This window comes from Microcystis sp. M179S2 (genome assembly GCF_020245805.1).
GTDB lineage: Bacteria > Cyanobacteriota > Cyanobacteriia > Cyanobacteriales > Microcystaceae > Microcystis > Microcystis aeruginosa.
Genome location: NZ_JADBUE010000071.1, coordinates 1 through 10,977 on the forward strand (window position 1 = coordinate 1; position 10,977 = coordinate 10,977).

The following is a 10,977-nucleotide window of genomic DNA, read 5'->3' on the forward strand; positions in this document are numbered from 1 at the left end:
CGGGACAAAGGGTTAACCTCGATTTATGATTTTCCTTGATCTATCTGGGTTTCAGCGATTTTGGGCTTCTCGAAGTAAATCCCAAGCGGGGATTGGAGTTGAGGCTTTTCTCGATTTGTTTTTTGTCTAAGTCCCATTAGCAGGTTTTATTAGCTTTTTGGGTCTAGGAGGGAACAGTTAACGATTTTTAAAAGCTTCGATCGCCGCCGGCAAAGTATAGTAAATTCTCTCTTGGCTAATTTTATCTAACAAGCGGGAACGTTGCAATTCTAAGTACAGATCGTGTTTAACCCTCGCTAGGGCGAAAACTATACCCTGTCTTGATAATTCCCTTGCTAATTCCTCGATAATCTCCACGGCTGTACTATCCAACTCTCCGAGTGCCTCTGTATTCAAGACAAACCATTCTACCGGTTTTGTCTCCCGGGCAATGGCGCTGAGGGCGCGACGTTTAAAGTCGGCCGCATTAGCAAAAAATAAGGGGGCATCGTAACGATAGATAACTAACCCGGGTATTGTTTGCGCTTCTGGCCAATCCTGGAGTGCGTGTAAACCCATCACCCCCGGAACCGTACCCAAGACGGCATCATCGGGCCGGGTAATGCGGGCCAATAAATCGATAACCGAGAGACCGATGGCGATGGCAACCCCGCTTAAAATCCCCGTGGTTAGCACCCCCACCATTGTCAGGACAGCGAGATTAAACTCACTATTGCGAAAGCTTTTTAGTCGTTTAGCGCCGGCAATATCCACCAGTTTACAGGCCGCATAAATCACCAGCGCACCCAAGGCGGCCTTGGGAAAGAGTACCAGTAGCGGACCGAGCAAGAAAATGACCGCCACCACCACCACTGCCACCACCAGGGAGTAAAGCTGACTTTTACTACCCACCGAATCGCCCACCGCGGTGCGACTGGCGCTGCTGCTGATGGGAAATCCCTGACAAAAACCCGCCGCCAGATTCCCCAGTCCCAGGGCTAAAAATTCTTGATTGGCATCGATTTCTTGGTTATGGCGTGCGGCAAAGGCTCTAGCGGTCAAGACGTTATCGGAATAGCCGACCAGGGCAATGCCGACGGCTGCGGTTACTAGAGGTAGTAATTGGGCAAAATCTAGGGTTGGTAAGCCAAAATTCGGCAAAGTATTGCTAATTTTCCCCACTACTGCCACCCCCTCTTGATCGAGATGGAGGGTGGCGACGGCGAGGGTTCCCAGTAAAACCGCCAGCAAGGGACCCGGTGCTTTGGGAAAATATTTTTGGATGACAAATAGAAATAGTAGCAGCAATATAGCGAGGCTAAGGGTTGGCCAGTGCCATTGATTTATTCCCCGAAAAAAAGCTAAAATTTCTTTAAAAACCGTATTTTCACGGATTGACAAACCACTAATTTTACCCAGTTGTCCCGCAATCATGATCACCGCCACTCCCGCCATATAACCGATCAGGATCGGTTTGGAGAGTAAATTAGCTAAAAATCCCAAGCGGGCGATATAACCAACTAAACAGATTAAACCGACCATTAGGGCTAAAAAAGCCGCTAAACTGCCGTAATTTTCTCCTTGAAGGCTTACCATCGGTGCGATCGCTGCCGCCGTCATCACTGCCGTGGTCGATTCTGGTCCGAGGGATAGTTGCGATGAGGAGCCGAAAAGGGCGTAAACTAGGGCGGCTGGCACGAGAGTCCACAATCCCACCACCGGCTCGACCCCGGCCAGGTCGCCGTAAGCCATACACTGGGGAATAGCGTAGGCCGCCACGGTGACACCGGCGAGTATATCTCGGCCCAGCCACTGCCATTGATAGGAGCGCAGGTTTTTTAGCCCGGGTAAATCAGGAAAATCGACTCGTCGGGAGTTTTTACTCATATTTTCTCTGTCAACGGCGACTTAACCTAATTTTAACGGAAGAATTAGCTAGGAAAAGCCCTTAGGTTGAGATATTTTCTGTCAGCAGGATATTTATACCATGTTAGCCGCAATTTTAATTAAATTGGCTAAATATACTCGGAAATATCTTCTTGACAATCATCGGCTAAGTATGATAACGCCCGGAAGCGTAAACCGACTAATTGCTCGTAGAGAGGATTTAACTTGCACAGGGGCGGAATATGCACTAATTTATGGCCAAAAAGCACGATATCGCGTTCAAAAGGACATTGAGGCGGGACCATTTTGCAGATAAACCGGGCCAAGCGCGGATCGTGCATTTCTACCCCATCTAACCAATCTTTGAGGGGATGAAGCAGATCTGGGTGGGGATGTTCGGCACTGATAAACTCGGATTTCTGCGCTTCCGTGGTAATTTCGGGAATTTCACAGATAGTATGTTCTAAAGCTGACAAGGCCTCGATTTCTAACCCGAAAGCATCCCGATAACTATGCAGTAATTGCGCTTCGGCGGGGGAATAAATGCCATCGGCGATCGCTACCATGACCGCCGTGCGGAGGAAGTTTTCTGATATTTTGGGGTCATGACCGAAACTTGCGGCCAATTCTTCGGGACTAATCGATTGATAGAGAACGTGGTCGTCATCTAATTCTAATTCGTGAGCGAAACGGGCGATCGATTCCTGTTCGCTGGTGCTATAATCCCCATCACACCAAGCAATTGTCAGTAATCCCCGTAACCAGTCCCTAACTTGTTCGTTAGTGTAGCGGTATTGAACAGAGCTAACCATAGGTATTGCTAAAACTGATTTCTAGTTTCTCAATTTAATTCTACCCATCGCCCCCGGATTCTAGTGGCCACCGTTCATATCATTTAACTATAGCCAATAACCCCATGGTCAGCTAGGAAGTTTTCGTTTTTCATCTGGCATAATCGGGCAATTTTCGCCCCTAGGAGCAGGGGTAGGGGGTTGGTGCTCCTTGTCCCTTCCCCACCCGCGTCAGTCCTAGTGAAAAGGTGGATTCCTGGGATTAACGTCCGATCCCGAGGTAACGGAAACCGGCTGCTGTCACCACCGCAGGATCGAGGAAATTGCGACCATCAATTAACACGGGTTCGCGCATGGTTTTAACCATTTTGCCGTAGTCAAGACGGAGGAATTCTTGCCATTCCGTCACCACCACCAAAGCGTCACAACCATCGGCCAATCTTTCTGGATCCGATTCGATAATCACACCGCTTAGACCGTGACTTAAACCACTTTGGGAAACTATCGGATCGTATGCTTTTACCTTAGCACCTAAACGATTTAACTGTTCGATCATGGTTAAAGCCGGAGCATCGCGCATATCATCGGTATCGGGTTTAAAAGTTAATCCCAACAAACCGACGGTTTTACCCTTGAGGATTTTTAATTCCTGTTGCAGTTTTTCGATCGCGATTGTCCGTTGACGTTTGTTAACATTGATAGCGGCGTTAAGTAATTCCGTTTCGTAACCGTAGTCTTCCGCGGTATGTACCAAAGCCGACACATCTTTGGGGAAACAGGAACCCCCCCAACCGATCCCGGCCGAGAGGAATTTGCTGCCGATACGGGAATCTAAACCGATACCTTTAGCCACTTGGGTGACATCAGCCCCGACGCGATCGCAGATATTAGCTACTTCGTTAATAAAGCTAATTTTGGTGGCTAGGAAGGCATTAGCGGCGTATTTAATCATTTCTGCCGAACTGAGATCCGTAACCACTACGGGAACGGGAGGCAAGGAGGGATCATCAGCAAATTGACGTTCAACCAAAGGCGCGTACAATTCCTTCATCATTTCGATGGCTTTCGGGTTATTACTGCCTAAAACAATACGATCAGGGTTAAAAGTATCATAAACTGCCGAACCTTCGCGTAAAAATTCGGGATTACTGACCACATCGAATTCCGCTTCGATGCGTTCTAGTGTACTAATACCGCCACCAGCGGCCACGAGATTTTTTTGTCTCTCGGCCACGCCATCGAGGACGATCATCCGTACCCAATCCCCAGAACCGATGGGAACGGTCGATTTATTGACGATTACTTTATAACCACCGTTGAGATGGGCCCCAATACCCCGGGCCACCGCTTCCACATAACGAGTGTCACTTTCTCCCGTGGGTAGTGCTGGTGTACCAACAGCGATAAAGAGGATTTCACCGTGTTTAACTCCCGCTTCTAGGTCCGTGGAGAATTCCAGATTGCCGGAGGCTGCCGAAGACTGCATTAATTCCGATAACCCCGGTTCATAGATGGGGGATTGTCCCGATTTCATCAATTTGACTTTTTCTTCATTGTTGTCAATACAGATAACATGATGGCCGATGTGTGCTAGGCACACCCCGGTGACTAAACCCACATAACCCGTTCCGATAACACAAACACGCATGATAATCACTCCAGTGACAATTAGGTTAAATTTATTGATTAGGGATTAGCTGAGACGAGAACGGAAATCCTCGATCGTCATTTTTAAACCCTGACTTAGAGGAATAGTTGGACTCCAATCCAGATAAGTTTTAGCACGAGTGATATCCGGTTGTCGTTGCTTGGGATCATCTTCCGGCAGTGGTTGATAGACCAATTCGGCCTCGGGATTAATCATGCCTTGGATCACTTGTGCTAATTCCAGAATTGTGTATTCGTCGGGATTGCCTAAATTAACCGGCCCGATAAAGTCCCCATTCATCAAACGCATTAACCCTTCCACCAAGTCAGAAACATAGCAAAAACTGCGGGTTTGGGAACCTTGACCATAAACCGTTAGGGGTTGACCGCGCAAAGCTTGTACGACGAAATTACTCACCACTCGACCATCGTTTTCCAGCATTCGCGGGCCGTAGGTGTTGAAAATCCGGGCCACCCGGATATCGACTTTATGCTCCCGATAATACTCGAAAGCTAGGGTTTCCGCTACCCTTTTACCTTCGTCATAACAGGAACGCGGTCCAATGCAGTTGACATTACCTCGATATTCTTCCGTTTGCGGATGCACATCAGGATCGCCGTAGACTTCCGAGGTAGAAGCGAGCAAAAATCGCGCTTTTACCCGTTTAGCTAGACCCAGCATATACATAGTCCCTAAAACATTGGTTTTAATCGTTTTGACGGGATTATATTGATAGTGAATTGGGGAAGCAGGACAGGCCAGGTGATAAATCTGATCGACTTCTAAACGGATCGGCTCGGTGATATCGTGACGAATTAGCTCAAAATAAGGATTTCCTAGCCATTTAACGATATTTCGGCGCGTCCCCGTGTAGAAGTTATCCAGACAGATCACTTCATGACCCTGTTCCATCAAGCGATCGATTAGATGGGAACCAATAAAACCTGCACCGCCTGTAACTAGGATTCTCATGTAATCGACAAGTAAACATATAAAATTATTCTTAAAATACCCTTACGCTGGCTTTTTGGCAAATATTTTTTTTGACGAGGTGTTATCAGCGATCGCCGATGCTAGGCTAATGGCTGAATAATGGCTGGGTAATCCTTAAAAAATGTAACAATTTTCGTAGTCATCCCTACAGAGTTCTATATCGTCCAATCTTGTAGGCGTAAATTAGGGATTTGAGAGAAATCACGATAATTGCGTGTTACTAAAATACTGTTTTCTGATCAACTAATCGATGCAATTCTTAAATCTTGTGTTCCTATACGAATTTTTTGCTCCCGTAATTCTCTGAAATGATAATGAGCTTCTAAAGTATAGTTCAAAATTTTAAATTTGCTCAGATAATTAACTATATCTCTCAAACCTTGATAGCCTTTGATTAACTTTTCATATTGATTGCTTTGAGAGTATTTTCTGATCACGCTGAACCATCCTCTTACTTGTTCTTCTAAAGTAATAATTGTTATAGCCGTATCATCAGGATCGATAGACGCTACTCTCCGAACTAAGTTCGGATGTAGTTTTTGCAGTAGGGTTATATGATCGGTATCTAATATATATTGAGTCACGGTGTTTCAACTTGTTGACTGTCTTCTTGGTCAACTTTTTGACGATAGGTTTCTATACTCTCTATGACTTCATCTAAGAGGGGATTATAGGTTAGGGTAACTGGTATATTGAGGAGTGGATGCTCTTGTTGTTGTTTTTTCTGCGCTAATTTTTCAAATAATTGGTTTTGTTCTTCTAAAGAAAGTTGATCGATAGATTCTATAATCTGGCTAAGAGAAAGATGAGGAGTCATAAATTACCAGCCTTTTTGACTAGATATTGATGCTAGTGTAGCATAATTCCCTTCGCTAACAGCTTTAAAACAGCTCCTACAGTAATCGGCATTTTTCTGATAGTGAGTTATTCTAAACAAATATTGGGAGCTACTGTAATTCGGTCTAGTTTTTCCCTAGTGGTACAAGCAGGATGCCTGTAAATGCTATTGATGTAATTGGTAGCACAGGCATCGGCCGCCTGTAAAGAGATAGAAAGATTTAAGTTTAGAACAATGCCAGCCTATGTTATACTCTAAACAGAAAAACCCCCCTTGTCAAATTTGGGCAAATTCGGGCAAAATAGGGAATGTAAATTTTATATACTATTTAGTATTATTTTGATAGGACTAAAGAGGCTAGATTATGACCAGTGCTGGGCAAAATAAGTTATTTATCCTGATCGATGGGCATTCTTTGGCTTTTCGTGCCTATTATGCCTTTGCTAAGTCTCGTTCTGGTCCTCTGCGTACTTCTACCGGCATTCCCACCAGTGTGTGCTTTGGGTTTTTAAATTCTCTGATGCAGTTACTTGAAACTCAAAAACCCACTTATTTAGCAGTTGCTTTTGATTTAGCAGCTCCTTCTTTTCGCCATGAAGCTGATGCCAATTATAAGGCTAATCGGCAAGAGACTCCCGAAGAATTTCGCCCCGATTTAACTAATCTGCAAAGTCTCTTGGCAGCGATGAATATTCCTATTGTGACTTCCCCGGGTTACGAAGCAGATGATGTTTTAGGAACTTTGGCAAAACAAGCCAGTGATCATGGTTATACAGTCAAGATTTTAACAGGCGATCGAGATTTATTCCAATTGGTAGATGAGGAGAAAAAAACCACGGTTCTCTATCTGGATATTAATGCGGTCAAAAGTACCTCGGGACAGGGTTATACAGAATTCAATTCCCAAGCTGTCACGGAAAAGTTAGGGGTGACACCAAAACAGGTAGTAGATTTTAAAGCTCTTTGCGGTGATAAGTCTGATAATATCCCCGGAGTGCGCGGAATTGGCGAAAAAACAGCGATAGATTTATTAAAAAAATACGATAACTTAGACGATATATATACCAATCTGGAATCGATTAAGGGAATGGTAAAAACTAAATTATTAGAGGGAAAAACCGCCGCCGAAAGTTCTCGCTATTTAGCCAAAATTGCCCTTGATGCCCCCGTTAGTCTCGAGGAAGAGAAATTTCGTCTCCGAGGTTTTAATCGGCGTTTAGTTCAACCTTTATTGGCAAGATTAGAGTTAAAGAAAATTCTCCAGAAACTCGATCAAATTCAACAGTATCTAGGTGGCACTCCTACCCTAGAATTAACTAGCGATGCTGATTCTAATCAATTGTCTCTGTTTGATTTACCCCCTGTTTCTCCACCGGTTCTAATTGCTCCCGACATTATTGATACTATTCCTAAGTTAGATGCTCTACTGGCCAAATTAAGAACTTTCACTAATCGGCAATTTCCCGTCGCTTGGGACACCGAAACCACGGATTTAAATCCTCGTGTAGCCAAATTAGTCGGCATCGGTTGCTGTTGGGGAAAAGAATTAAATGCTATGGCCTATATTCCTATCGGACACCAGAGCGGTGATAATTTAAATCTAGAGATAGTCCTCGAAAAATTACGCCCAATTTTAGCTGGTGATAATTATCCGAAAGTCTTCCAGAATGCGAAATTTGATATTGATGTTTTTTATCATCAAGGAATTACCGTTAAAGGTCTAGTTTTTGATACTATGGTGGCTAGTTATGTCCTCCATCCCGAACTAACTCATAATCTCGAAGATTTATGCGATCGCTATTTAACTGGTATCACTTCCCTTAGTTATAAAAGTCTCGGTATTCCTGGGGGAAAAACCATCGCTGATTTAGATATTGCCACCACTGCCAACTACTGCGGATTAGATGCCTACGCTACCTATTTGCTTCGAGAAAAATTACAGGCAGAATTAACTAAAATTCCCCCTTTGTATCAATTATTCTCTGAAATAGAATCTCCCTTAGTGATGGTGCTGTGGCAGATGGAAAATTATGGTATAAAAATTAATATTAACTATCTAAAAAACTTTTCCCAGCAACTAGAAAGAGACTTGGCAGACATAGAAAAAAAAGCTTATGAATCCATCGGAGAAACTTTTAATCTTGGCTCTCCTAAACAGTTAAGTGAAATCCTCTTTGATCGATTGGCACTCAATCGCAAAAAATCCAGAAAAACTAAAACAGGTTACTCTACTGATCAAAGTGTTTTAGAGAAACTACAAGGCGATCATCCCTTAATTGATTATATCCTTGAACATCGCACCTTGTCCAAATTAAAATCCACCTATGTGGATGCTTTACCGAAATTAGCTGAACCAAAAACCGCACGAGTACATACAGATTTTAATCAAACCATCACCAGCACCGGACGCTTATCATCCTCCAATCCTAACCTACAAAATATCCCCATTCGCAGTGAATTTTCCAGGCGAATTCGTCAAGCTTTTATCCCCGAAGATGGTTACTTATTAGTATCAGCAGACTACTCACAAATCGAGTTAAGAATTCTTGCTCATCTCAGTCAAGAACCAGTTTTATTAGAAGCGTATCGTAGTAATCAAGATGTTCATAAAGTCACCGCTCAATTGCTCTTTGATAAAAGGGAAATTACGCCAGAAGAACGCAGTTTAGGAAAAACAATTAACTTCGGAGTTATTTACGGCATGGGAGCGCAAAAATTCGCCCGTGAATCGAAATTAACCGTAGAACAGGGCAGAAAATTTATTGAAAAATATCATCAACGTTATGCCCAAGTATTTGAGTATTTAGAAAATAGCAAAAAACAAGCGATCGCTCAGGGATATGTGGAAACAATTTTGGGTAGAAGACGTTATTTTAACTTCGATAATCCCCTCTTAAAAAGACTGCGGGGACTGTCCTTACATGACATCGATTTAGATAGCCTCAAACTCAACAACGAGGAGGCACAATTATTAAGATCGGCCGCTAATGCGCCCATTCAGGGTTCCAGTGCTGATATTATTAAAGTAGCGATGGTAAAATTGGCCGAGGTACTGCAAAATTATCGAGCGAGATTACTGCTGCAAGTCCATGATGAATTAGTCTTGGAAGTACCGAGGGAAGAATGGCCATCCCTAGAGTCAAAAATCAAGACGACTATGGAAGAAGCTGTCTCCTTGACGATCCCTCTCTTGGTAGAAATAAAAGCCGGTGACAATTGGATGGAAACCAAATAAAACTATGATCGAAAACAGACAATTTTTAACCCCAGAAGAATCCGCAGATGTGGACGCTGCCCTCTTGACTTCTCCCGAAAAATTCCTGACTCGTTTAACAATTTCTTCCCTACGCTTACTAAAAATAATCGCCGAAGATATGGGAGTAACCCTAGAAGAACTAACCCATAAACAGGTCATTCAATGGCTAGAAAAAGATAGTCAACTGCGTCGGGAACAGGGGATCGAAGCGGCAGTGCTGAAATGGTAAATAAACTCTTAAAAAATCAGCTACCCCTGACAATTTATGCTAGTTTTTAGCTATAAAGTTACTGGAGTTACAACAATGACAATTACCCTAAAAGTGCCTAGTATTGCCTGTGAAGGTTGTGCTAATACCATTACTAAAGCGATTAACAATCAGCAACCGGCAGCCCAAATATCGGTGGATGTAGCCAATAAAATCGTCACGGTAGAAACCACCGCATCCCGCGCAGAAATTGCCCAATGGATCAGCGAAGTCGGCCATATTGTTGAGTCTAGCAGTGAGGGTTGACATCCTCCCCCGTTAAAAATATACCTCTGGTAAAAATCAACAATTGTCGTGATTATTGTTGAATATCATCTCGAATACTGCTCGACTGACACCTTCTACAAAGCTAAGTGCTTTATTTGCTGTGTCAATCATGAACATAACACACCTCTGCTGTTGCTAAAACACGCTCACGAATATGATGATTAAGAGATTTGATGGTAACGAGATCAATAGTACGTCCATCAAATAATTGAGATAGTTCTTCTTGAATTTGATGAAGTTTGAAAAAACTGGGGGTAAAACCAAGTTCAAACTCAACGAGCATATCAATATCACTATCTGCGGTGAAATCATCTCGTAAAACTGAACCAAATAAGGAAAGTTTATGAATATGCCAATGTTGACAAAGTTGTGAGAGTTTTTCTTGAGAAATTTTCATATTTTCGTGTTGATCAGATTAGGTTTACCCCCAAGCTTTCTAGTTGTTGGTTTATCCAAGCGGTTGCCGTTTCTTCATCGGTTTCTATCGCTTTTTCTACTCCTATTTTAGCAATTTCTAATAGTTCTTTGGATTTTGCTTTTAAAGCACTCTTAGAGTAAATGTGCGATCGCTTTCAAAAGTTCTGTTAATTTATTTTTCCATCAGTATAGCGCAAAATACGTCTGATAGCATTTACAATGAGGCATATATAATCTGTGCTGATTCTAAAATGTTTTTACATCTTAGCCAGTTATCACTCCGTTTGAGTGCTGCTTTCACAATTAAATCTACTTTTCGATCAAAAATTGCTTGCAGTTCATCGCGCATTTGTAGGGTTTCGGTTAAACCTCGTTTAGCGGTTGGGAAAAAGGTAATTAAAATATCAATATCGCTATCTGAACGGAAATCTTCGCGTAAAACTGAACCAAATAATGCCAACTCGGTGACTTGCCACTTTTGACAAAATCCTTTAATTTGTTCCATTGGTAGATTTATTTTTGTGTTCATCAGATTAGGTTTACTCCCAAGCTTTCTAGTTGTTGGTTTATCCAAGCGGTTGCCGTTTCTTCGTCGGTTTCTATTGCTTTTTCTACTCCTATTTTAGCAATTTC

Annotated in this window: 11 protein-coding genes; 3 read left to right on the plus strand and 8 right to left on the minus strand. The window is 42.9% G+C overall.

What is annotated here, in order from left to right; genetic code table 11:
• Positions 1 to 177 precede the first annotated feature (177 nt).
• The 6 genes from IM500_RS03970 to IM500_RS03995 form a co-directional block, all read right to left on the minus strand.
• Positions 178 to 1,866 carry a SulP family inorganic anion transporter gene (locus tag IM500_RS03970; RefSeq protein WP_190723634.1) on the minus strand — a complete coding sequence of 563 codons (1,689 nt, stop codon included), beginning with the start codon at positions 1,864 to 1,866 and terminating at the stop codon, positions 178 to 180.
• 128 nt (positions 1,867 to 1,994) lie between these two features.
• Positions 1,995 to 2,678, minus strand: coding sequence for a Mo-dependent nitrogenase C-terminal domain-containing protein (locus IM500_RS03975; RefSeq protein WP_190723635.1), 684 nt, complete (start codon positions 2,676 to 2,678; stop codon positions 1,995 to 1,997).
• Positions 2,679 to 2,919: 241 nt separating this feature from the next.
• Positions 2,920 to 4,305, minus strand: coding sequence for a UDP-glucose dehydrogenase family protein (locus IM500_RS03980; RefSeq protein WP_190723636.1), 1,386 nt, complete (start codon positions 4,303 to 4,305; stop codon positions 2,920 to 2,922).
• A gap of 45 nt (positions 4,306 to 4,350) precedes the next feature.
• Entirely contained in the window at positions 4,351 to 5,277 is a 927-nt protein-coding gene (locus IM500_RS03985) for a UDP-glucuronic acid decarboxylase family protein (protein WP_002759994.1), read from the minus strand.
• 260 nt (positions 5,278 to 5,537) lie between these two features.
• Positions 5,538 to 5,882 carry a type II toxin-antitoxin system VapC family toxin gene (locus IM500_RS03990; RefSeq protein ID WP_190723637.1) on the minus strand — a complete coding sequence of 115 codons (345 nt, stop codon included), beginning with the start codon at positions 5,880 to 5,882 and terminating at the stop codon, positions 5,538 to 5,540.
• Entirely contained in the window at positions 5,879 to 6,115 is a 237-nt protein-coding gene (locus IM500_RS03995) for a hypothetical protein (protein WP_002746188.1), read from the minus strand. Before IM500_RS03995 ends, IM500_RS03990 begins: the two co-directional genes overlap by 4 nt.
• Positions 6,116 to 6,500: 385 nt before the next feature.
• On the opposite strand from IM500_RS03995, the gene polA reads away from it, so the two are divergent.
• The 3 genes from polA to IM500_RS04010 are packed head-to-tail and all read left to right on the plus strand — an operon-like array spanning position 6,501 to position 9,906.
• A complete protein-coding gene (polA, locus tag IM500_RS04000) occupies positions 6,501 to 9,371 on the plus strand; it encodes a DNA polymerase I (protein WP_287737766.1) in 2,871 nt (956 codons plus the stop codon).
• Positions 9,372 to 9,375: 4 nt separating this feature from the next.
• Positions 9,376 to 9,621: an NDH complex assembly factor CRR9 gene (locus IM500_RS04005; RefSeq protein ID WP_190723640.1), complete on the plus strand. Its 246-nt coding sequence runs from the start codon at positions 9,376 to 9,378 to the stop codon at positions 9,619 to 9,621.
• Between the two features lie 36 nt (positions 9,622 to 9,657).
• Positions 9,658 to 9,906 carry a heavy-metal-associated domain-containing protein gene (locus IM500_RS04010; protein WP_016517133.1) on the plus strand — a complete coding sequence of 83 codons (249 nt, stop codon included), beginning with the start codon at positions 9,658 to 9,660 and terminating at the stop codon, positions 9,904 to 9,906.
• A gap of 124 nt (positions 9,907 to 10,030) precedes the next feature.
• Here the strand turns inward: IM500_RS04010 and IM500_RS04015 are convergent, their stop codons facing one another.
• Positions 10,031 to 10,324: a nucleotidyltransferase family protein gene (locus tag IM500_RS04015; RefSeq protein ID WP_287737767.1), complete on the minus strand. Its 294-nt coding sequence runs from the start codon at positions 10,322 to 10,324 to the stop codon at positions 10,031 to 10,033.
• 234 nt (positions 10,325 to 10,558) lie between these two features.
• Positions 10,559 to 10,849, minus strand: coding sequence for a nucleotidyltransferase family protein (locus IM500_RS04020; RefSeq protein WP_287737768.1), 291 nt, complete (start codon positions 10,847 to 10,849; stop codon positions 10,559 to 10,561).
• Positions 10,850 to 10,977: the final 128 nt, after the last annotated feature.